This window comes from Veillonella sp. AS16 (genome assembly GCF_000517785.1).
Classification (GTDB): Bacteria; Bacillota; Negativicutes; order Veillonellales; family Veillonellaceae; genus Veillonella; species Veillonella denticariosi.
On sequence record NZ_AZYX01000017.1, the window covers coordinates 22,133 to 43,637 of the forward strand.

At 40.6% G+C, this 21,505-nt stretch carries 16 protein-coding genes and 1 CRISPR repeat array (1 of these 17 only partly in view); all 16 genes read right to left on the reverse strand.

Features of this window, described 5'->3' with window-relative positions:
• A CRISPR array of direct repeats spans positions 1-122; the repeat unit is 36 nt; unit sequence GTTTTAGAGGTTTACAGAATTACACTACTCTCAAAC; it begins 1,102 nt to the left of the window's first position.
• 65 nt (positions 123-187) lie between these two features.
• The 16 genes from csn2 to HMPREF1521_RS05475 all read right to left on the reverse strand — a co-directional run bounded on the left by csn2 (position 188) and on the right by HMPREF1521_RS05475 (position 21,300).
• The gene (gene csn2 / locus HMPREF1521_RS05400; protein ID WP_038116833.1) at positions 188-862 is read right to left on the reverse strand and encodes a type II-A CRISPR-associated protein Csn2; all 675 of its coding nucleotides are present in this window, start codon (positions 860-862) and stop codon (positions 188-190) included.
• Complete coding sequence (gene cas2, locus HMPREF1521_RS05405; RefSeq protein ID WP_255325756.1) at positions 859-1,179, reverse strand: CRISPR-associated endonuclease Cas2; 321 nt, start codon at positions 1,177-1,179, stop codon at positions 859-861. The genes csn2 and cas2 overlap by 4 nt, the downstream gene beginning before the upstream one ends.
• A complete protein-coding gene (gene cas1, locus HMPREF1521_RS05410; RefSeq protein ID WP_038116836.1) occupies positions 1,169-2,044 on the reverse strand; it encodes a type II CRISPR-associated endonuclease Cas1 in 876 nt (291 codons plus the stop codon). Before cas1 ends, cas2 begins: the two co-directional genes overlap by 11 nt.
• A gap of 28 nt (positions 2,045-2,072) precedes the next feature.
• Positions 2,073-6,272 (reverse strand): type II CRISPR RNA-guided endonuclease Cas9, encoded by a 4,200-nt coding sequence (gene cas9 / locus HMPREF1521_RS05415; RefSeq protein WP_038116839.1) that lies wholly within the window; start codon positions 6,270-6,272, stop codon positions 2,073-2,075.
• 567 nt (positions 6,273-6,839) lie between these two features.
• Positions 6,840-7,445 (reverse strand): hypothetical protein, encoded by a 606-nt coding sequence (locus HMPREF1521_RS05420; RefSeq protein WP_038116841.1) that lies wholly within the window; start codon positions 7,443-7,445, stop codon positions 6,840-6,842.
• A gap of 315 nt (positions 7,446-7,760) precedes the next feature.
• Positions 7,761-8,537, reverse strand: a complete 777-nt coding sequence (locus tag HMPREF1521_RS05425; RefSeq protein ID WP_051435761.1) for a sigma-70 family RNA polymerase sigma factor — start codon at positions 8,535-8,537, stop codon at positions 7,761-7,763.
• A 161-nt stretch (positions 8,538-8,698) separates the two neighbouring features.
• Complete coding sequence (locus tag HMPREF1521_RS05430) at positions 8,699-9,223, reverse strand: DUF234 domain-containing protein (RefSeq protein ID WP_051435762.1); 525 nt, start codon at positions 9,221-9,223, stop codon at positions 8,699-8,701.
• Positions 9,224-9,610: 387 nt separating this feature from the next.
• Positions 9,611-10,753 (reverse strand): glycoside hydrolase family 3 N-terminal domain-containing protein, encoded by a 1,143-nt coding sequence (locus tag HMPREF1521_RS05435; protein WP_038116843.1) that lies wholly within the window; start codon positions 10,751-10,753, stop codon positions 9,611-9,613.
• 555 nt (positions 10,754-11,308) lie between these two features.
• A complete protein-coding gene (locus HMPREF1521_RS05440; protein ID WP_038116845.1) occupies positions 11,309-12,739 on the reverse strand; it encodes a [FeFe] hydrogenase, group A in 1,431 nt (476 codons plus the stop codon).
• Positions 12,740-13,096: 357 nt separating this feature from the next.
• Positions 13,097-14,413 carry an O-antigen polymerase gene (locus HMPREF1521_RS05445; protein WP_038116848.1) on the reverse strand — a complete coding sequence of 439 codons (1,317 nt, stop codon included), beginning with the start codon at positions 14,411-14,413 and terminating at the stop codon, positions 13,097-13,099.
• Positions 14,403-15,050: a hypothetical protein gene (locus HMPREF1521_RS05450; protein WP_198014215.1), complete on the reverse strand. Its 648-nt coding sequence runs from the start codon at positions 15,048-15,050 to the stop codon at positions 14,403-14,405. Before HMPREF1521_RS05450 ends, HMPREF1521_RS05445 begins: the two co-directional genes overlap by 11 nt.
• Positions 15,051-15,094: 44 nt before the next feature.
• Positions 15,095-16,339, reverse strand: coding sequence for a flippase (locus HMPREF1521_RS05455; protein ID WP_038116853.1), 1,245 nt, complete (start codon positions 16,337-16,339; stop codon positions 15,095-15,097).
• On the reverse strand, positions 16,336-18,279 hold the full coding sequence (locus HMPREF1521_RS05460) for a hypothetical protein (protein WP_038116858.1): 1,944 nt from the start codon (positions 18,277-18,279) through the stop codon (positions 16,336-16,338). The genes HMPREF1521_RS05455 and HMPREF1521_RS05460 overlap by 4 nt, the downstream gene beginning before the upstream one ends.
• Before the next feature lie 12 nt (positions 18,280-18,291).
• Positions 18,292-19,443, reverse strand: coding sequence for a glycosyltransferase (locus HMPREF1521_RS05465; RefSeq protein WP_038116860.1), 1,152 nt, complete (start codon positions 19,441-19,443; stop codon positions 18,292-18,294).
• Between the two features lie 13 nt (positions 19,444-19,456).
• Positions 19,457-20,509, reverse strand: coding sequence for a glycosyltransferase family 2 protein (locus HMPREF1521_RS05470; protein ID WP_038116862.1), 1,053 nt, complete (start codon positions 20,507-20,509; stop codon positions 19,457-19,459).
• Between the two features lie 17 nt (positions 20,510-20,526).
• Complete coding sequence (locus HMPREF1521_RS05475) at positions 20,527-21,300, reverse strand: DUF4422 domain-containing protein (protein ID WP_038116864.1); 774 nt, start codon at positions 21,298-21,300, stop codon at positions 20,527-20,529.
• Positions 21,301-21,505: the final 205 nt, after the last annotated feature.

A 21,505-nucleotide genomic window follows, 5' to 3' on the forward strand; every position in this document is an offset into this window, starting at 1 on the left:
AAGAAAGTGAGTATAGCAATGTTTTAGAGGTTTACAGAATTACACTACTCTCAAACGGAGAATATATGTCGCAAGATGAAGTAAATGTTTTAGAGGTTTACAGAATTACACTACTCTCAAACCCCAAATTAAAATTTACGGCTCAAGAGTAACTCGAGCTACCACCAGGTGTAATTCTGTATTCTCATCAAATCACACAGAAATCATTATCTAAAATATAACCATTAATCAAGCTTTTATCAAGCATTTCTTTATCCAAAGATCCGGTTGTTAAACATACAAGCCTCAACTGACGACTTAACATAGTTTGAAAAAAAGATATTAACTCATCATCATTTAGGATAAGATCAATATTAATCATGATATACAGTTTCGGATGAAGCAATGTATCAACGACTTCTACATAAGACATAAGATCCATAACATCACCATTTCGGTTATCTTCAAAATTAAATGATCCTAACTTAATAAGTTCAGCTGTCCCTATTTCAAGTTTATGTTGAATCGCAAGAGGGTATCCGAATTCTAAAGCATAGTAAAAAGCATGAAGTCGACTGATAATATCCGACACTTCTTCCGTCATCATCAAAGCTTCTTTTCCCAGTTGGTTTTGTAACTTTGTAAGTAAGGACTTATTATTCATATCAACATATAAAGGATTGAGTACCATATGTCCATATTTATCTAAATCGTATGCCTTATCGCTATCATTCAAAATCCAAGGGCCTTCACCACCATCACACTGCACATCTAATTCAGTAACCATACGACGAAATATTTTTCGATTTTCAAAGGATATAACTGTTACTCTATTCTCCGGCACTTCAAAATCCAGCGTCGAGTCTTGATACATTAATTTCATATCATCAGCACCCTCTCTGTCGAATCTATAACCTCACTTTGCTTATCGCCTACAACAATTTCCATCTTGGAAAATTGCTTTTCTGTAACAGTCAGCATGAATAAACTGCCACTCAGTGGCTTATGTTTTCGCACATGTTCCATAATGATAGTGGCACTTGTCGTGTTAAGAACCAGCTTAGAATAAACAGATTCTTGAAGCATAAGAAATCCTGATGTAATTAGATACTTTCTAAAATTTCTGTATTCTTTTCGATCTTCCGAGGTTAGTGTCGGTAAATCAAACATAATTAGTATTCTCATAAATCTATAGCTCATATTCTATAAACCTGATTTGTGATGCATCCTGATTACGTAGCGCATCAAATACACTTTTACAATAAATACGTATGGCTGCACTAAATGTCTGTACCGTATCATTAATCGTTACATCTTCAGATAATAATTCTACTAGTGAAAGCTTCACCTCTCGATTAAACTCGTTCACCTGTGCTTTCACCACCAGTGCATCAATAAATCCACGCAACGGTTCCATCAAATCAGAACCCAAATTATACGGATTAAACTGATTACAATGATTTAGACCCAGTTGAGTAATGTAACCTAGAGATGTAATTTCACGATTAACTGCTGAAAGTATAATTGCATAGCCATAGTTTAAGGCTGCATTAATAGGATTATCTTGTTCCCGAGAAAAGGATTTACCAAATAGAGCATTAAAATACACCTTAGCCGCATGACCTTCACGTTGTGTTTCATCATTTAGTGTCAGCTCATCGATATATTGATACAGTAAGTCCGATTCTTCTAAATCTTGATGGCGTAATAACTCCGCCTGATTCATGATTTTCCTGCGTACAATTTCCGTCCATATATAAGCCTGTACTTCCTTAGGCCAATCCGCCTGCTCCCGACATCGCTTACTGCTATTATGACTACCGTATAACGGTAACACCTCACTGGCGGGATTCCGTTTCTCATCACAGAATACTATTTTCACCTTCTTCTTAATCAACTCATTCATGAGTACGGCGGTGAGACTCACCGCCGTCGATTCAATGATTAACATATAGATTTCATCAATATAAACCTTAGTCGTTTCAAAATCTTTACGTATAATCATGTAATTCATCTTAAAATCTAACTTGGAACGACTACCTATTACTACCGTGCGCCAACTCATAGTATCACCTATACTGACTTACCTGTACTTAAACAATAGTTACCTCATTAGAATATAATCCTGTTATGGATTCATTGATAATTTTAAATTCATCCTGATTACTAACTTTACTACCTATAGTTCCTCGAGATGCAGTTATACCTAAAGGCTTTACATCAGGAGCTTTCTTGTTGGTTAATAAATTCAATAATTCCATTAAATAGATACATTGATTTTCTAAAGACATATTCACAAATATCTCTAAACTTTTCGTTGCCAATTCACCTGCCTTATTCCCTTTCATCTTGCTATATATAGATGAATGAAGTTTTCCAACCAAATAACTAAAAAACTCTACATTCCGTTCTTCAAGTATTTTTATTACCACTTTCTTACCTTGATTTTGAATGCTTGTCGAAACCGTACCAACTTTTAATTCCTTATTCTGTTTTCTCATAACATCAAACTTTTCAAGCACTTTTAAATATGGTATCCATTCATCTGCAATCACAACTTGAATTGCACTATCAATCCAAAAATAATTATTAGTCTTTCCACCCAAGTAATAATAGAACCCGTTAACTTTTACCAACTGATTAATGCATAGTTTTTTATAAATTATAGATACATTCTTAGCTTGTGGAATAATGGATACTATATAATGTATTAATTCCTGATCTGTTTTATTACGATTAATCAAATAAACTGGCAATGGCACTATTTCTTTAATAATTTCATTCTTTTTCCCTGTGTACTCAACAACAATAGAGTACGCATTTTTAATACTTGTCCTGCCACCATATTTAGATACATCAGAGAATACGCTATCTTTTGTTTTCATACCAATATAGGCACCACCTTTAGCCTTACCGGCAACGGAAGCTTTATATACGGTAGCATCAGACAAAGCCCCTTTTTGTTCCATTAAACGCTTCGTCACCCTCACGTCATTGCTCGCCATCATTTTTTTGACGATATTCATACTCGTTTTTATATCCCACGCCTTACCGTCTTTTGCATTTGTACTCATCACGTCAAAATCAAACATACGGGCAAGATTATAGGTCCGTTTGGCACCGTTCTTTTTAAGAAATTTGCGGAAATTACGAGTAAATTTTTCATGATATACGTTACCGACTACGATATTTAGATACGCATCTTTCGCATGATGGTGATGGTTTAAGGAACGCACCTTAATAAAGTCATTATCATGTCGGAAATCAGTTACATTCTCAGCTTTTACAAAGACTACATCGACACCCGGATATAATCGACGCAATAAAGTAGTGACCGCCTTAACAGATTGATTCGTTTCAACTAATTGCCGTGCGATAAACCCAGTTAAATCATCCGCTTCAAGAGGGAGTACACGTGTAAGCCGTTCATATTTACGTGAACTGATCAAATTCTGATCTTTTAAAAAGGTCCAGAATGGTTTACGTGCATTTTGTATGTCCGGATCAATTGGATAGTTATCAGATTTCTTAGCATTTTCCTGTCTCTCACAAAGTACCAGATTGTCAAAACTATCATCCTTGGTAAGACTACGAGGATAAATATGATCAATATCGTATTTATCCGTGTTTAACTGATCTAAATCAATAACTCGCCCGCTATACATGCACCGACCCATTTGTGTGTAATATAAATATAATTTTTTACTTCTTAAACTTGAATCATCTGCACGATCAAGATTAGAAATAAGCTTATCAGATTCATCTCGCGTAACACTTAACCATTCAGGGCTTTCCTTTTGAATCGACTTATAGAGCTCTTGCAAACGTTTCTTACGGGAGTCTTTTTTCTTCTTTTCATCCTTATTAGTCCGTGCTACCTCTACAAAAATACGTGATGGTAATGCTTTTTTAATATGTATCACTTCATCTACAATCCGTAACGCCTGCCATACAGCCCTCTTCACGGCCGGTGAAAGGCCCAGTTCTTCGATAATCTCATGAGGGTCAACAACTTGTCCTTTAGTAAGTTTATCGTTTTCTTCGATGATAACATCCATAAACGAGAATGTATCCCCTAATAATTCCATTAAGTTATGACTTGTATTCCGCATCATATCAATAATGGTACCAGGCGTTCCGTCCTCACCTTTAACACATCCATCTATACCGATTAAGAACTTTTTAGACAAGCGGCCCCAATCACGATAACGTAATTTAGCAAGACTCCTAATTTGATCTTCACTGAGTATAGAACCAAATTTCTTACGCAACGTTTCGCGTAACATGTTCTTACTTTCACCAAAAATTGTGATAGATGTGATAATTGACTCAGCCATAGAAACATCAAAATCATCGCCTAAAATGCGCTTCATATCACGATAAGACGCAAGATCGCCCTTTATGCTTTCATCTAATCCGTCAACCTCAGGTTTATGCTTGCCAAGAATATAATTATTATCTTTGAGAAATTCAATAATCCGATTCTTCGTCTGCTTCTTATGCTCTTTCTTAAATACAGCGTCTATCAAATGCATCTTAACCGCCTGTTCCAACGGTTTCCCATCAATGCGCAGATTATTCAATTCATTGAGCAGCATAAATTCACTATATAATAATGACGACTTAGGCAATACATCTTCACCAATCAGATACGTACATTTATTGGTAAGGTTTTTAATGAAAGCCTCCGCCGATTTCTCACGATCAATTTTATCCTCAAAATTCCATGGAGTAACTTGTCCCGGCTCTTTTCTCTCAACCCATGCGAAACCGCCCTTATCTATAGAGTGACTCGGATTAAGAGGTCCAACATAATAAGGAATACGGAATTCGAGCATCTTAATTAATTTTTCCGCTACGGTAAAACCGTCAGATACGGTATTTAAAAATGGAAATGTATCCTTACATTTTTCAAGAATCGCCTTTAATTCCTCTAAATGCAATTGATACGGAATAACACCATTATCCTTAATACGTTGCAATGGCAATAATTTTTGTAATTCTATTTCATTAAGAATATATGCCTTATCACTAGAGTCAGGTAAAGACTCCACTACCTTTTTTGTATATTTGTAAAAGTCCTCACAAGAACAACCGGTTTCGTTCTTACGGCCTTGTTTAATATAATGAACATAATTGGCTAAGCCTTTTTCATCTGCCTTAAACATATTTTTGTAAATATATTTATCAGACTTCAGCAATCGTTTTAAAATTGCTAAATCCTCTTTATGTTTGTTAAAGGCTTTCACCTTGGATTGAGAAATAGTAAGCCCCGGTTCCTTGATAGACATAAGGATAATCGAATCATATACGGATTTACAGTCATCGATGATACGGATAGTGTCGCCCCATACTTTGGCATAGTCATCACGTTTCTCTTCATAGGTATCGCCTGTAATCTGAAGTTTTACAAAGTCCTCCTCAATCTCCTCTATGGTGCCGAACAAATCCGTTAAATTTGCATTTAATCCTAAAATTAGATTAGCAAAGGCCCGCAACCGTTTCTTATCAGCCTTTAGCAAATCTTTCTTCTCTTTATCAGTACAACTTGATTCCACCTTATCAGTAATATATGTATCAACAAGAGATTCTATAGCCTTAGCCTTGTCGGATTTAGTTTTATCTTGTAGTTTTACAATATCTAAAATAGAATGTAATGCATCCTCAGATGTAGCATTAAATATATGAAATTCAATTTGCTCTAATGCCCGCTTCAACACCGTATCAAGGCTGGAATTAGAATCAAATGTAGCCCCTTCATATAGAAAATTACCACGATATTTAAGAATGTGATGCACTGCAAGGAATAATTTACGGATATCACTAGTGCCATTCTCCATCAAATCAGCACGTAAATGATAGATTGTAGGATACTCCGCAAAATAGTCTTGATCTGTATAATTGTCATCAATAAACAAAATATGTTTAGACTTATGTCCTGTTGTTTTATCCTCATAGTGATACTTGCTTTCACGGAGACGAATAAAAAATGTAGAATCTACACGCGCCATAGCATCAGCAAATAAAGCCTCTAATAATTTTAAACGCAGCCGCCTGCGTTCCAATCTCCGGCGTATAGAGCGAAATCCCCGACGCACAACAGCTGTTTGTCCCTCTTCAAATAACCGACTACCCCACATCTTATGCGAACGAAACTTCAACAATTCATAAATCCGATTAGTCACGGCCCAACCGACCGAATTAGTACCAATGTCCAGGCCTACAAAATAATCATAAATAGGATAGCCTTTTAAATGACCGGAAATGAGTTGAGCTGTTGCTTGTGTTTCCATAATTACTCTCCTTCGCCAAAATTTACGATTGACATTCTTCGGTTGGTTCACTATACTATAAGTAATCCAAATGTTTTGGAGGTTTACAGAATTACATTACGAGTTCAAATACAAATTTATTTACAGTACCTTCGGGCTGCCCGACGTAGGGCATCTACTCTCAATCCTTAAGGATTGAGATTTTTTATTGCCTTCGACCTAACCAAACATAATTTGTAAACCGAAACCATACCTGTATAATTAATTTCATTCTAGCATAAAACAACTTAAAAATTCATCATTTTTTCATGAAAAGATTTAAAATTTAATATAATCAAGTTCTAAACACCTTTTTCTACAAAAATAAGACCCGAGTAAATTATTTCAATTCACTCGGGTCTTATTTTATAAATTTAAAATCAACTAACCCAGTTTAATTAAAAAACCATCCCTCAATTTCTCAAGGGATGGTTTTCCTCATTTATATATATTTATTTTTACACTTATACAACATCAAAATTACACAGCTTTCACCTATACGCCCGCCCCCTCTCAACAACACAATCCGAACAATCTATGTCAGAGGTCTTATGTTGTGAGGTCTCGCCAGGCGATGAAGAGTTCCGCCACAACGTGCGGGTTGCCGCTCATTTTGATGCGAGCCATCATTTTACGTACGTAATGGCAATGTTCCATCATGGCTTCCGCCAGTTTGCGGCGCACCTGGGCCGGCGACTGGTACACCAGGATCGGTTCAAAGTCCCCCACGCGGATATAGCTCGTATCCGATTGCGGGCCCTCCTCCACCCGATATTCATAAGGAATCGCCACGTTAAACAGGCCGTATACCACGTCTTTACCGATAGAACGACGGCATTTAATATGGGCCAACGTCATATGCGGTCCAAAAATCCGCGGTGCCGTATACGCGCTGCGATGGCCGTCGCTACTCAACATACAACCCGGCCGTAAGCCTTCTTTCAGAGCCAACTCGCGTGTAACGAGGCGTATCGGCTTGTCGATGAGGACCTGCCGACCATCGACATAATAGCACAACGTACTGTCCGCGCCATTTTCATAGGTTGGAATAAGACAAACAATGTGATTCTCGGGATTCGCGTATACCAAATCCAAATCCTCTCCCTGCGATAAACGAGAGATCATCAATTCTGCAACTCCGTCATGTGATGTCATCTAAACATCCTCCTTAATAAAATAAGGAACATTCCTATGCAATTAATAATGAACACGTGTTCTGTGAAAGCAGATCTGCATGCGGTGATCCGCCGTTAAAACTATTGTATACCTCCGTACACATTTTGTAAATATATACGGAAAACTATAGAATTTTATGTATTATTAAATATTGTTATAATCTTGTAAACACAACGATTAACTGATGTGGCATTAATTACGCATCGAATTTGTAAAACGTATATAATATGCATATCTATAAAACATTATGAACCGATATGAATCAGTCTAGCCATCATAAACCGCTATGAACCGCTACGAACCATAATCCGCCAGCTCCTCAAAGTCCGTTGTCAGATATTTTCGCAGTTTCCTGATAGCCCGTTCATGGCGTTGCTGCACGGCTTGACGGCTGCAATTCAGTTCTTCGCTGATAGCGGTGAAGCTTTTAGAGTCGCCATATACCTGACGCAGTAAAGACCTTTGTGTTTCCGTCAAACGTGACATGGCCCATACGAGACGCTGCCGCAACTGCTGTTCCAGCTCCCGGTTCATCACCTCGTCCTCCACACAATCCGCGGAAGCGAACTGATCCATGGCCAGCTGCTTTTCGTCACCGTCCGTCGTCGTGTCCGGCAGATGTATTTCCCGCTGCCACTGACGGCGCTGGTGCTTGAAGTAATTCATCTGACCGTATCGGATACCGGCTTTCACAAAACCCGCAAACGGCACGGGCCCCTCCGTATCATAGCTGTAAATCGAGTCCACGAGAACCGCCCACAGATACCCTTCAAGGTCCTCTCTGAACGCGCGATTCATCGTGAAGTTCGTGTAATGCAGAATGAGCGGACGATACCGCCGACACAGCTCGATCTGTGCCGCATCATAATGAATTTCATCGGGGCTCCACGGCTGGTACAGCACGGTTTGCACCCGCATGTTCCGGCGCTGACATATACGCACCAGATTTTCGTCCGTAATCGATGCCAACACCTCCGGCGAGCACACCATGGTCTGCAAAATCGGACGATCCGTATGTTTCTCCGGCGACTGACACCGTTGAATATTTGGTAATTCATCAGAAATTAACATAATCCCCTTTCCTGCCCGGGCATAGCGCTTGACTACACCTTAACGCGAAAAGAGGATTATGACAAATCAGGAATTAATTAGATTTTATACATATTTTCCAGGGTTATCAGTTCAATATCGGGATTTGTATTGGTAAAAGTATAGCCGCTTTTACTGAATAACTAGTAATATGCGGCGCCGTGAATGCAACGTCCTTTTTCAATCAATTTTTCTAAAATTACAGGTTTGACGGGTTCATTACGCCATTTACATTCGCCCAGTAATGCCAGCGGTTGCGGTGATGTATTAGGAGAGGGTTTACTTTCACCAAGGGCAAGGATATCGATTTCAACCTGCTGTTTAGTCGTATTGTCCGCTCCCCACCAGATCCCGTAACTGTCCGGTATGAAAGGAATCGTGCCCCTTTGTATACGATACCCTACGTATTCGTAGGCCATCCGTTCAAAAACAGGGACCATAAATTGAGGCAACATCGGTTTGACATACGTTTCATACGCAGATGCACCTGAAAAATTTTCAATGGCACTGATATACGGTTCCACATATGCAAACCAAAAGGCATACATAGAATCCTTAATCCGATATATGCTGCGTTTCGTATTCTCGTCGCCCACAGGCTGCACCTTTTCTATAATCTGCAGATCTATAAGAGTTTTTAAATAGTTATTCAATGTTGCCGTCGACATATTAACCTTCGTCGCAATCTCATTATTTCGGCGCGCCCCACAAAGATCATGATGAACTCCTTTCCAACTATATTCTCAAAATTCCAGATTCGCGTATCAATTACTATATTATAATATAGTATATTAAGATACAATATAATACGATGTAGTCATATTCCCCAAATTACTCCGACCAAAAACAGTGCATACCCTCTTCAATAATATATTCTCTCTTCAATCTAATATTAAAAAAACTCTGATACTATAAGACTCTATATAGAAAGCCTATAGTATCAGAGTTAACAAGTGTCTTTATATTTGTCTCAATATTTTCTATTATCTCTGTTACAATTTATATTGCTATAATACTGCACTTACGACCATATATGGACCGTATCCTTACAGATTTCAGTCCCCATGTTCCTGCATTTTCATGGACAGAATCCGTCGCACCGATGCATTCAGCCGTTCTTCGGAGATGTCTCCGTTTTCCACGGCGCGGGATAAGGCGCGATGTACTTCATCGATATGCGTCGTATCCGCATCGAGAAGAATGATGTCGCTGCCGGCCAAGACGGACGCCACCGCATAATCGCCGATGTCCTGATTTGACTGCAGCGCACCGACGTCGATGCGATCCGTCATGATAATACCGTCATAGCCCAGATCGGACCGCAGCCAATCCGTTATGATCGGCTTTGATGAACTCGCCAGATGTTCGCTGTCGATAGCGGGAAACTGCGCATGGCTGACCATGACCATATATGTATTCGGCGTCGTCTGTTTCACGAGGCGCTTGAATACGGCCACATCATTATCGCTCAAGTAATCCTTCGTCTCATCGGCGGAGGAAAACATACGGTCCCCCGTTCCCAATGAAGGGAAATAATTATAAGCGAACCACATATGATTGATCTGATAGCGCTCGGCCATAGCCAGATTGATGTGACCCGCCCAGGTCGGGTCCGCCGTATAGGAAATATGCGGCACCCCCAGATTCGCATTAGGTCCGATAACGAGATTAAAACCCATATCGCGCAATTCGATAGCGGACCGGGTCGTAAGGTTGATAATACGGTCAATCGAATATTGTCCCATCTTGGACGCCTCGGGCAGGCGCAAAAAAATATCGCCCCTGCGTTCCACCTTGTCCCGATTGATTGCGATGTACGGCGTCACCAAACTCGATGTCACCGCCGTTTGATGAATCTCCTCGATGAAAGCTTTCACCTGGTTCTTGTACATCAGGTTCTCATTAGTCAACAAAATGCCGCCCACCCGATATTTACGGATGACGTCCCGTTGCGACTGCCCCAGCTCGGTGCCATGCAGGCTGATCATCATGAGCTGTCCGATTTTATCCTCTCTCGACATAGCATCCAGCCATGTATCGACCTTTTCAGTAACGGGTTTATCCGAAGCCACCAGTCCGCGATACGAGAACTGCCGAATTCCTTCGCTCCCCGTATTCTGATGTTTACACGAAGCGGCCAAAATGACTGTCAGAATTACGCCCATCCCTAAAATGACTCGCTGAATTATACTTTTCATGCGTACACAAAACTCCTCATTAGCACCGTAGTGCCCCATTACCTACGTAACCAAAGAGGTATTAGGTACTTTCACAATCCACGATATACAACGAATTTGTCCGTTCCTTGTGAAAGTTCCCTTCGGTTTACTAACGTCCATTCGGCCTGTAGCCCTCTCTAACCACACAATGTACGCTAACGTTCTCCCAAAGAATACGACCCCATCATATCCTTTTGACATTATGTATTACTATTATACACTATATAATTCATCATTTCCTCATGCATATTGAACATATCTATACAAAATTCTCATAATTAACAGACCGAAATGAGAATATGTTTTATATCATGATAAAACCCCATGGGATCTACATGATGTAATCTCTAACGTCAGATAAGCCATTAGATGCGCTATCTAATTAATTGTATTGTCTAACGTCAAAGAATCTACTCACAATAGCCCATAGGGTTTCTACAGCGGTTTATGTGATTGTTAATATGACGAAGCTTCACCATTACTCATGGCCAGAATTCATCAGATATTAAAGCAGATAAATATAAAATACTAAATTTATCCTTTGAATTTAGGGGATGTAGGGCATGTTTCAGGCACTACATCCTTGCGATCGCCGAGCACCGCACTGCGATCTGTATAATGCGTATGCAATAGTTCATGCGCCTTATGACCCAACGGTTCGCCCAGGAAGTCCTTGTACAATGATTGAATTTCAGGGTTTTCATAGGAAGCGACCCATTTATAGTTTTCGTCCGCTTCATAAAGTCCGCCGATACGGGCTTCCTTGGTTTTTACGGCTTGCGGCAATTTCGTGCGCGGTTGACCGCCGCCGCCGATGCAGCCGCCGGGGCATGCCATGACTTCGATGAAGTCGTAATGCTTGTCGCCTTCTTTCAAGGCGTTGAGGAAGTCACGAGCATTTTTACCGCCGTGCACAACAGCCACGGACAAGGTCACATCGTCGCCGAGCTGAACGGTCGCTTCTTTCACGCCCTGCATACCGCGTACATCCTCAAGATGCGTCAACGCATATGGAGGCGGTTCTTTGTCCGTAATGAGTTTATACGCCGTACGCATAGCGGCCTCCATTACGCCGCCGGTATTACCGAAGATGATGGACGCACCGGTTTCCATGCCGATCAGTTCATCAAATTGAGATTCCTCAACAGCGTTAAAGTCGATATTTTCCTCCTGAATCCAACGGATGAATTCGCGAGTCGTAATGGAGATGTCCGTATCCATGCCGAGAGAGTCATCGTTGTAGAAACGAGACGCCGCATTTTCTTCTTCCCGTTTTGTTTCCGCTTTCTTAGCCGTACAAGGGTTGACGGAAATGGACACGATATTATGAGGGTCGATGCCTTTCTTCTCAGCAAAGTACGTCTTGATCATAGCCGCTTCCATAGCGATACAGGAACGCGTGGATGACAAGTTCGGAATGAGTTCAGGGAAATAGATTTCCGCAAAGCGTACCCATGCAGGGCAACAGCTCGTAAATTGAGGAATCTGACCGCCCTTATTGAGGCGTTCAACGAGCTCGGACGCTTCCTCCATGATGGTCAAATCGGCGCCGAAGTTCGTATCCACCACATAATCGGCACCGAGGGCGCGCAAAGCGCCGACCATTTTGCCTTCCAGGAATATGCCCGGCTCGAAGCCGAAGCCTTCACCGATGGACACGCGCACAGCCGGAGCCGTCTGGATGACAACGATTTTATCGGGATCTGCAAGGGCTGCTTTCACCTTATCAAGTTCGGATTTAGCATGCATGGAATCGAACGGACACGCCGCCGCACACTGACCGCAGTGAATGCATACGGGCACGTCGCCGTTCGCATCGAGATCGTAGTAATCGAGCACGCTCATCACGTCCGCACAGGCGCGACGGCACAAGGTGCAGTTCTTACATTTCGAGATGTCGTGATAAATCGAAGGATTGTCGAGCGCAATCGGCACGCGTTTATCGATAAATTCATATTGAGACATGAGGACCTCCTCGGGACAAACTATAACTAAAACCTTTGGGGGCGAAATATGCCGAACCACCGACGGCAAAATACGCCAAATCACTTGCGTGCGAAATATACCGAACCGTCAGGCACCTGCACACGGGGCATACTATCACATCTTACCTATAGTATACGATATGATGAAAGTTTATACTGTGTCGGTATGTTACACATTGAGGGTCAAATTTTAATATATTCCCCATTAACATAAATTGTACAAGACCAGCTATTTTATCCGTACTAAATGTGAAAGAGCCAACAGGCATTCGCAAACCTCCAAAGCCACCCCTTCGGCACAAAGTCAATTGCGAAGGGGTGTAGCCCCTAAATACTTTTACAGTTTATATTTATATAGTGTTTTTATCAGTATATATTGCAAAATAATAACATATATAATCTGTGTTCCGAAGAAGTCGATAAAGATTCGATCATCTACATAGAACAGGTACAGCGGGTATACAAAGGTCGCGTAAGCAAGTATCAACAAAATATTGTTGCGTTGTCTGCATGTATAGTACAAAATGCTGTAAATCAAAATGATCAGTAATGCAAATAGATACATGCCGATGAACGAAAAGTCATTGTAGTACCGCATCAATGCCGTATATACATTGGTATCTATATTATTAAAATACGTAAAGAATAAGAATATACTCGGCTTAGGCAGTGCAAATCCTAATGTGTTCAGATTCCCATAGGGCCCTACGAACAGTGTCTGACCGATTAAGGTGGAGTCCGGCAACTGATAGTGCAAAATGACATCGAATGCCGAAAGAGATATGCCCGCATAATGCGCTAAAATCTCGAAGGCCGATTTATTGGCGCTAATACCCTTTCCGAATAGAGCACCCACAATGATAAATAAAAGAAAGAACGAAATGAATGAAATACCAGCCGTAGTAAAAAGGTTCTTCGCATATTCATATCCGTCATATTTACGATACAACGCATGACCTATAACCGTAAATATGAAAATCACCAATGTGATAATCAGAATTCGCCCCGTTGTCAGATAAACAAAGGGGAAGAAAAATAACAGCGGTATTAAATACGATAGATTGCTCCATTGCCAATCTTTAGAAATAGAGCGCTGAATAAACGCAAACAATGAAATATATGTAAGTTGCTGAACGAGAATTTGATAGTACGCCATCCAGCGCGACAGCTGTATGGTTGAACTTTCAGCCATGATATAAGGTCTGATGCTGCTGGCAATGCCCCAAATACCGTTTTGGTTGCCCACCCGTGCGGCCATCGTATACATCTCATGTCCCGCCAGTCCGACGATGACAAACAATAGAATCCACATTATTATTTGACGGTATACGGGGATATATACATCACTGATTGTATGCTGTTGTTCATCAACTTTCACACGAACGGCATCATTATCAGCTAGACAATAGGCAACGTATAACGCACCTACGGTCATAACTATCTGTACAGTGATTAATAATAATACCGTATCGCCATGCATGGGCAACTGCCATCGATTCATCATGATGGTGCATAGTATGCCGGCAATCGTTAGTGATGATTGAGTGGCAATGATAGGTGAAAGCAGATCAAAATCCAGCACGTATAGTGTCATCACCAACAAAGCTACAGACAGTAATGATAATAATAAAAACCATAGTTGGCTATCTACCATGACGATACTTCCTCATAGCCGTAACGGAAACTAATATACTCATAACAAGAGCGCCTAAGACAAATCCAATGATGCCATATTTAACGAACAAAAAACCCTCTTCATGATGTTGATCATCGCCGAAAACGATTTCTTTCTGAATCACACGAATCGAATAATACGGACTCATAGCCTGCACATTACGATTTGCATAAGCGATATACTGATTTGTCAATGCATCCAGATGAGTTTTTACATATTCCTCATCCTGTATATCATTAGGATTAAACATGATATACAATTCATATAGTTTAGGATCATCGGAATTGACAAAGAAATGTTGCTGATACCATTTAAATTGGTTAATGGAATCCATCTTATCCCAGTTTGAATTGATTTTGTTCCAATCGATAGTATCCGATGTTTGCTTGATAAAGCCCACGATATAACCTTGAGAATTAAGAATTCCTTTTATCTGAGTTTCCGGTTTCACCACCAGATTCGGGGTCTGATCATCCAGTGCAAATATGACGGATGCGTTAATAGGACCATGCACCATTTTAGGTTTTACAAGAATGGTCCTGCAAAATATAATGGCAATAGCGCAGATAACCCCAATAAGAGCTATTTGCCACCATTTTCTTTTGATTTCATTCATAATATACATATTCATATATCTTCTCAACTTTGCTCAAATTACTATTATAAAAATCTGAAATCACTAGCATTAACAAATCTGACGCATCTATATAGTACATATATCTCGGTCAGTACCATCGTCAATGCCGCACCTTCAGCATTCATATAGTAAATCAACGGAAACACAATACATAAATCCAAAATAGCGGAATGGACCAGAATTGTGACGAATTCCTTTTGATGACCGAAGGAAATCATACCGAACAATCCGTAAATATTGCTGCAGATTACAATAAGCGGTAAAAACGACAAGATTTGTAATACCGGTACAGAGGCTTCATAACTCGAGCCGAGAATGTAGTAAACCAGCCATTTTGCGGTAGCTAATATGCCGATACACAATACAAACGTACCGCTGCATAAAATGATAAAAGCCTTGCTCAAAATCTCCTTAGCCCGTTCTTTTGACTCTTTTGCCGCTTTGTTGACAAACGGATACAAGGCATCCACAATCGGACTCAATCCGCCTCTGAAAGCATCGATAATGCGATTCGCCGCACTATAGATACCCACGATGTAGTCGGATGTGAGCAGGCCTAAAAATACGACAGTGGACGTGGTGTACAAATTAATAGCCACCATGGAACCGAAATACGGAACGCTATCCTTAACCGCTTCTTTGATATGAGTCCATTTTATCCTGATCAGCACATCGGGATATTCCTTATAGATAATAATCCAGGAACAAAGGGCGGCAATTACGGCCGCAATAGATTGGAAAAATGCGGCCCATACTATGTCGTTTGATGCTTTCACAAAAAGAAAAATACCAGCCACCGATATAATTCTGCCCATGATACTGACAAAGGTTATATACCGCATTTTCTGTATGCCTTGAAAGAACCATATCGGAAACAGCGCCGTTCCAATGACATTCAGATAAATTGCAATATACAGCAAGACGTTAAACGCAAACCACCGCGACAAAACAACGAGGGCTATCCCGAAAATAACCGTCAACAACAGCAGAATCAAAATTTTTGCCCCCATAATCGAGGTGAAATAAAAGCCTCGCTTCGGCCCTCTATCATGACGGGCTATGCTTTTAGGACCGCTTAAATCGAAGCCGAAATTGGATACCAGCAAAAAGTATTGAATGATACCCGTAGCGAATGCCAATTCACCAAAGCCGTCGACGTGCAGCACGCGAACCAAGTAAGGGAATGTGATAAAACTGAGCACATATTGAAGCCCCTTTACAGTTAGCAAGGATCCGATGTTTTCCAACAATGACCAATTAATCTTCATCGTTTCACCCACTTATCTCGCAAAATCAGCCGCAGTTGATTACCGTAACTCAACAGACGTAGCAATATATTGGAGTGACACATGGCATGCAAAAAACCTGCAGGCCATACACTATTTTTAAAATCATAAAATAATTGTTTCGGATGACTCACGTAAGATTGCAGTGTGCCGCAATGTACCATCGGCTCAAAGGAATCAATATACACAGGGTAAGGCCCCCAATATACGAGGTCCTCATCCGTAGGATGCAGGATAAAGTAATTGAAATCCGTCATAACTATATCGGTATCAATAGAGCCATATCGAGTCATTTCGATAGGATATCCATTATAGAAATCGATGGCCCCCTGGTGCAATTCCTGCAAACGAGCCTTATAACTATCCGGAATAGACTCATATTCATACTCTTCCAGCACCACATCAATCGTATCTTGATCGGTGCGTGTATAGCCTAGTGTTGTGCCATGAGGGGCGGTGAAGAACACCTCTAAAAACATATATCCCATGCGCAGTGCCGTCTGCAATTCATAGTTCTCGTTTATATTGATATACGATTCTGACGGCTTACGGCTATTCTGCAGGTACAACGGAGTCCAGTCTATATCGATATGATTAATACTGCTAAATTGCTTTAAGGCCTCAATAATCGTACCTGAACCTAAATCGACGATACCGATTGTTTTATGTTCACCGTATTGACGAAGATAATCGTACAACAATCGTCCCTGTTCCTCTGAATTCACCATCGCCCGTTCTTTAACGCGATTATACAAGGACTGAATGCGACTATCCGTAGACAGCTCCGCTCTGGTGAAAGTATCACTGTCAGATAATCCAACCGATTGAACTGCCTCCTTATCATAAGGGATGCCCAATCTGTTAAAAACTGTAGTCAGTGTAATATGGGGCTGCCACGATTTATAAAGGTTCCATATATCTTCCAGCGATTCCTGATATTGCAGCAGCGGAATCACTACGGACCTTCTCGACAAATACGAATAAAATGTATCAATAGAATCATCCAACTTGCTGCGAACAGAGTCGTCCGCCTTATCTCGAGCAGAATCGGAAATCCTTTGTAAAACATAACCATCCCGTGCTAAAAACAGTATGGTATCAAGATGATATATTTTTTGCTGTTGCTGAATCCATTCCATAAAACCCGTAACAATGGGACCGAATACATCAAAACCCAATCGATACGCCAATGTATGAGATGGATTATATTTTGTGATAAACCCGTACAATAATGAATAATTTAAGTCGAACTTAGCCTTATCAGCATCTACATACTGTGTACGGCTCGGCGGTTTAACTAGATAGGCATCCAAGCCTCTAGATATTGCTCGTTCTATGTCTGCTTTCACATCGTTACCGACGTGCAATACATTCTTCGCCTGTGTCTGTATCTCATCCAATACGGCCACAAATAATTCGCCCGATTCATGCTTGGTTTTACGGTACAGACAGGATACAAACAATTTTTCATACCCCACGATGCCATTATGTTCCAACACCTTTGCAATCGTTGTGTCCGTCAGATACATATCGGAAATAATGTATACCTCTTTTCCCTGTTGCAATGCATAGTGAAAAGCCTCTACAACGGAGTTATTAGGGAATGTCAGATTGATTTCCAGCTCTATCTCCAGCCTTTTACAAGCATCTGCCAGATCCCGACCGTATAAATCGGCAAACACTTCATATATTTCGTCAATTGTCACTTCTCTATACGGATATGATTTACGTGCCTTGCGATCTGAAAGCTCCCGTTTTCGATAGAAATCAATAGGTCCTACATGATTTCGTTTTTGATATTCCCGATCGACTAAATGCCATACATCTCTATCTCGATATAAGACACGATAGATCAACGTATCGTACACGTCAAACGTAATGACGGAATGTGCATCAATCGCCTGTTGTAACGCTAAATCCATACGTTCTCCCCACTACTTATTTATAAACTTATGATATGTGCCTATCAATAAATTTTCAACGCGCTTCGTTTCATGTTCAATATCATACCCGGCCGTTTTCAGTTCGTCATATCGGCTTTGGCGATGATTCCGTTTAGCCTCTATAACGGCTTGTGCCCATGTATCGGCACCAGCATCCAGTGAAATAAACTGCGTCGATGGCAACAAACCCAGTTCACGCGTCACTGTATCAGATAATAGTAACGGCAGATCCGATGCCTGTGCCTCGATGCCGACAACGGTGAGGCCTTCAAAAAATGATGGCATCACAAGAACGTCAGCGGCCTGCATAATGCGATTCACATCGTCTCTCCGTCCCAATAGCCGAACCGAATCATCTAAGCCGTATTCGCGAATTTTACGCTTAACTTCGGATAAATATTCGGTTTCCTCCGTAGTATCCCCTACCAGCAGTAAAACGGAGTCCGGATGAATTCGATGAACCTCTTTAAATATATCCAACAAGAATGCGTGATTCTTCTGATAAGAAAAACGCCCCACATGTAATACGGTTAATGCTTCGTCTAAGCCGAGTGATTGGCGCCTCTCCGCCCGAACAGAATCATCTGCATCGTACTTATGAATATCAATGGCATTATAAATGACGTGATACGGCTCATTCCCAAACATCCATCGACCCGCAAACCGACTGCAGGCAAATCGTAAATTCGCACTCCAGGACAATAATTTCTTATTCATTCCTACCAGCAACCTTCGTGCTAGGCCCTGTTTATTTTCGAATCCCGAATTATGACTGTGGATGACGCGAACGGGAATATGAAATAACATTCCTAATACGAGAGGAAATACGTATTCCAAGCTATTCGTATTCAAAACAACGGCATCATAAATGCCTCTATTTTTAACCGCTATGGTAAACCATTGCCAATAATGTAAAATCGGATTCTTATGTCTTGAAACGACCTTAAAAATCTTACTACCCGCCCCCAATATTTCATCTTCATAGCATATAGCATATTCACCGGTAATATTAACAAAATCATAGGTGATACGATTGGTATCCAGGTGTCGAAACTGCTCAATCAGATAGGTTTCAATCCCGCCTAGATTACGTGTCATCCCCACCTGTAGTACACGCAATGCCTGATGTTCCCCATATATCATAATAATGCTCTTTCTAACTAGATTTAATCTTAGCAAACAAACCTTTACAACGATGACGTACAAACGAAATACCCTCAGTACATAAAATCACAGCTATCGTACATTTATACTTTAAAAGACCGGATAATATGCCGATTAAAGAGAACCCGCAACACATATACTGCCGCATCGCTTTATATAAGGAATCTTTCCATAACAACCGCAACCACTTATATTTATCGTAAACGGAAATCACCAACCCCATTCGCTCCAACGAGGAATACATATATTTGACATATAACCGGCTCAATAATTGGAAACAATCTATATCATCAATACCAGCAACCTGCATATATTTATAGATTGTTTCTACCTTTAAGCGATACATCTCATAATACTTCGGTTCCCACTGTTTAGATAAACTGGACTTATCAAAATCCAATATATAGTGATAATACACTTCAGGAATAGTCCCCATGGCCCCGGCATAAGTAAGATACTCAAAAGAAAATATAAAATCTTCCATAATATATTGATCAGAGAAACGTATATTCCGAACATTGATAATCGAAAGTCTGTAAAATCCATTCCAAACATAGCCGAATAAGGGGATATATTCCATTTCAAGTGCCATTCGCAGGATATCGGTGCTACTTTCAGATATGAAAGGCACTACACTATTTATCTTGTCTCTAATACTGCGATTATGCTCAATATAATGTTCAACAGCCCCGTATTTCCACAAATCGATATGAGGATAGCGATGACGATAATCAAAAAATGATTGTAAAATATTATCACCATAGTAATCATCGGAATCTATGAAGGTCACAAATTCACCGCGCGCCAATGATAAGCCGAAATTACGAGCATGGCACACCCCGCCATTAGTGATATGACGGATAACGAGCCGCATATCAGGGTACGTACCCACCAACGCATCCAATACCGCCCCGGTACGATCAGTGGAACCGTCATCAATGATAATCAATTCATACTGTGACCGGTCAACACCCTGCGAATATACACTTTGTAGAAGTTTCTCAATCGTTTTCTCCGCATTATAAGCGGCAACAATGATAGACACTATTGGATTCACTATGATTACCTGACCTTATTCTTGCAACCAAGTTTACGTAATATAAAGGCACTGCCCTTTTTCAACCAATTCTGCGGCTCCATAAAGGACACATTTTGTTCCTTATACTCAATGTGATTCGCTTCGAGCCATACATCGAGCAGAATTTCGCTGACAAATCCGTAAATACGCGACTCATACGCATCATAGCCGGAAATATCCACGCGCTTTTCCAGCTCCTCCAATATGGAAAACATCCATTCACAATACTGATTATACAAATCCCGACGCATCACAAACATATTGAACATATGCGCCCATGTACGATTACAGACCGTCGTGAAAGCGGCGCTGTATTCAGGGTACCGCTCCGCGATAATCTGCTCCGCCACATCAAGGCCTTCACTATGATGAGCATTGTTGTAATGAGACCTGTTCGTTTCAATATAATATTTACGCTTATCCGCTACTATTACAGGGTATTGTGAAAGCAACGCTTTCCATTCCTCACCCGTGAGGATCTGGTTCTTTCTATCCTCTACAGACCGCACTTCTTTACGAGTAAAATACCGTCTGTAGTGAACAAGACCGACATAATCCGCATCAAGGTTCTTCCAGGCCCAATATAATGCTGTCAATTCACAATAATTAGAATTTTTCAGCGAAATATTATCCCCTGTATTGTCACCTACATATCCTAAATCAGCTTTTCCTTCACGCCCAACATGAATTGGCATATATACGTGATCCTCAGGCATCCAATATTGCTTATGTGTGGCTACTAAAATTTTTATATTCACTATTGCACTCCTTACATAAGCTATGTACGTTTTCCCTGACCCCTTTTGCTGAACCTGCAACATATGAAATCGTACTTATAGCACATAATAATACACCATTAAGCCAATTCTCTTTCAACCAGTGACAACGCACTCGCAATGACCTTATCCATATCGTAATATTTATATTCCCCTAAGCGGCCTCCGAATATTACATTCGTTTCCG

What these genes read in the sequence shown, in the direction of transcription:
- csn2 (WP_038116833.1), bottom strand. Translation starts at nt 862, where the DNA reads ATGAAATTAATGTATCAAGACTCGACGCTGGATTTTGAAGTGCCGGAG.
- cas2 (WP_255325756.1), bottom strand. Translation starts at nt 1,179, where the DNA reads ATGAGCTATAGATTTATGAGAATACTAATTATGTTTGATTTACCGACA.
- cas1 (WP_038116836.1), bottom strand. Translation starts at nt 2,044, where the DNA reads ATGAGTTGGCGCACGGTAGTAATAGGTAGTCGTTCCAAGTTAGATTTT.
- cas9 (WP_038116839.1), bottom strand. Translation starts at nt 6,272, where the DNA reads ATGGAAACACAAGCAACAGCTCAACTCATTTCCGGTCATTTAAAAGGC.
- HMPREF1521_RS05420 (WP_038116841.1), bottom strand. Translation starts at nt 7,445, where the DNA reads ATGACATCACATGACGGAGTTGCAGAATTGATGATCTCTCGTTTATCG.
- HMPREF1521_RS05425 (WP_051435761.1), bottom strand. Translation starts at nt 8,537, where the DNA reads ATGTTAATTTCTGATGAATTACCAAATATTCAACGGTGTCAGTCGCCG.
- HMPREF1521_RS05430 (WP_051435762.1), bottom strand. Translation starts at nt 9,223, where the DNA reads ATGTCGACGGCAACATTGAATAACTATTTAAAAACTCTTATAGATCTG.
- HMPREF1521_RS05435 (WP_038116843.1), bottom strand. Translation starts at nt 10,753, where the DNA reads ATGAAAAGTATAATTCAGCGAGTCATTTTAGGGATGGGCGTAATTCTG.
- HMPREF1521_RS05440 (WP_038116845.1), bottom strand. Translation starts at nt 12,739, where the DNA reads ATGTCTCAATATGAATTTATCGATAAACGCGTGCCGATTGCGCTCGAC.
- HMPREF1521_RS05445 (WP_038116848.1), bottom strand. Translation starts at nt 14,413, where the DNA reads ATGGTAGATAGCCAACTATGGTTTTTATTATTATCATTACTGTCTGTA.
- HMPREF1521_RS05450 (WP_198014215.1), bottom strand. Translation starts at nt 15,050, where the DNA reads ATGAATGAAATCAAAAGAAAATGGTGGCAAATAGCTCTTATTGGGGTT.
- HMPREF1521_RS05455 (WP_038116853.1), bottom strand. Translation starts at nt 16,339, where the DNA reads ATGAAGATTAATTGGTCATTGTTGGAAAACATCGGATCCTTGCTAACT.
- HMPREF1521_RS05460 (WP_038116858.1), bottom strand. Translation starts at nt 18,279, where the DNA reads ATGGATTTAGCGTTACAACAGGCGATTGATGCACATTCCGTCATTACG.
- HMPREF1521_RS05465 (WP_038116860.1), bottom strand. Translation starts at nt 19,443, where the DNA reads ATGATATATGGGGAACATCAGGCATTGCGTGTACTACAGGTGGGGATG.